1 protein-coding gene is annotated in these 1,372 nt (G+C 62.0%); it reads right to left on the bottom strand.

What is annotated here, in order from left to right; all coding sequences use genetic code 11:
* Window positions 1-331: 331 nt before the first annotated feature.
* Window positions 332-1,249, bottom strand: a complete 918-nt coding sequence (locus tag D9599_RS30610) for a LysR family transcriptional regulator (protein ID WP_232481147.1) — start codon at window positions 1,247-1,249, stop codon at window positions 332-334.
* Between the last annotated feature and the right edge of the window lie 123 nt (window positions 1,250-1,372).

The raw sequence follows: 1,372 nt of genomic DNA, 5'->3' as shown, positions 1-1,372 counted from the left end.
TGATCGCCTTGTTTCCTCCCCAAACAGGGCATCTTCGAGTCAGGCTACCTTGGCTTGGCGCGCCTCTCCTTAAGTCTGTTCACGCCGCAAGGTCTTCAGCGCCCCGACCTACTTGTGAAGCTGGGCTCGTCATTCTGCTGAGGGGGGGGGCGCCGCCGTAGTCAGCTCGCATCCGCTCCGTACCGGGGGATCAACTGATGTGGTCGGAATCCAGGTGGGCAGGACCTTCACAGATCTAATGGCGGTCGAGGATGGCGAGATCTGCGTGGTAACGGTTCCCAGCACCGGCCGCGGCTCCGACGCCGAAACCGGCGACGTGTCCGAGCCAGTCCTAAAGCCGGGATTCATGTTGGGGTGTGGCCAAGGCCAGCCGGATCTCGCCGAGGAAACGCCGCGCGGTGTCGGAGATCGGCTTGCGGTTCGACCAGAACGCCCAAACGGTCGACGGAATGGTGGGCTCGAAGGGTAGGATGGCGAGCCTGCCGTGCACCCCGTGCTCAGCGGAGAAAGGATCAACGACGGACACTCCGAGTCCCGCCTCCACGAGCGCACAGGCGGTGCTACAGGTACGAACCTCGGCGCGGTAAAGAAATGACTGCCGGGCGGAGTGGAAGGCGGCGCGCACCCCGGCCCCCATGCGAGTGTCGGCCTCAAGCGCGACGAAAGGGTGCTCTGTCAGGTCTCGCGGGGTGACCACCTTAAGGCTCGCCAGTGGATGGTCCGGGCGGCAGACGGCGACCATGCGTCGCTGGAACAAGGCCTCCACCTGCAACGTGGGCTGTGGCCCAAGGTCGAGGCCGATGCCGAGATCCGCCTTCCCGTTCTCAACGCCGCGCATCACGTCCGCCAAGTCGCGAATGTCGAAGTACGTTTTAAGCCGAGAGTGGCGGCGGGTGAATGCCTCCAGCACGTGTGGGATGACGCTCAAACCCAAGGGCGGCGTGCTGAGAAGTCGCAGTCGGCTGAACTTGGTTTCCCGGAGATCCTGAAGGCGTTCGAGAAGCGCCGCGTGCACGGCGAAAATGGCCTCGGTCTCCTCGTGGACGATGGTTGCGGCCTCCAACGGGACGAGGCGGTTGTTCACCCTCTCGAAAAGCGGAAAGCCGAGTTGCGCCTCGATCTGTCGGATCGCTGTGCTCACAGCAGGCTGAGACATGTTGAGGTGGCGAGCGGCCGCCATCGTCGTTTGAAGACGAACCACGGCACGCACAATCTCGATCTGACGAAGCGTCATTTGCGTGCAGCCCATCAACAGAACACATTGCCTATACCATAAAACTATAAAGAAAATGGCTGATATGCCTTTCATCTGAGCGTCATCTGGCTCGACCTTGCGGTGATTCGCGCCGACCAGTCGAAAGGCTTGCCTTCA

It is taken from the genome of Roseomonas sp. KE2513 (genome assembly GCF_016107305.1).
In the GTDB taxonomy this organism is placed as follows: Bacteria; Pseudomonadota; Alphaproteobacteria; order Acetobacterales; family Acetobacteraceae; genus Roseomonas.
The sequence above is the reverse complement of the archived record's forward strand: the minus strand, read 5'-3'. Positions and strand labels throughout refer to the sequence as shown.

Bases quoted from the DNA above. Each gene is read 5' to 3' on its own strand.
- D9599_RS30610 (WP_232481147.1), bottom strand. From the start codon at position 1,249: ATGGGCTGCACGCAAATGACGCTTCGTCAGATCGAGATTGTGCGTGCC.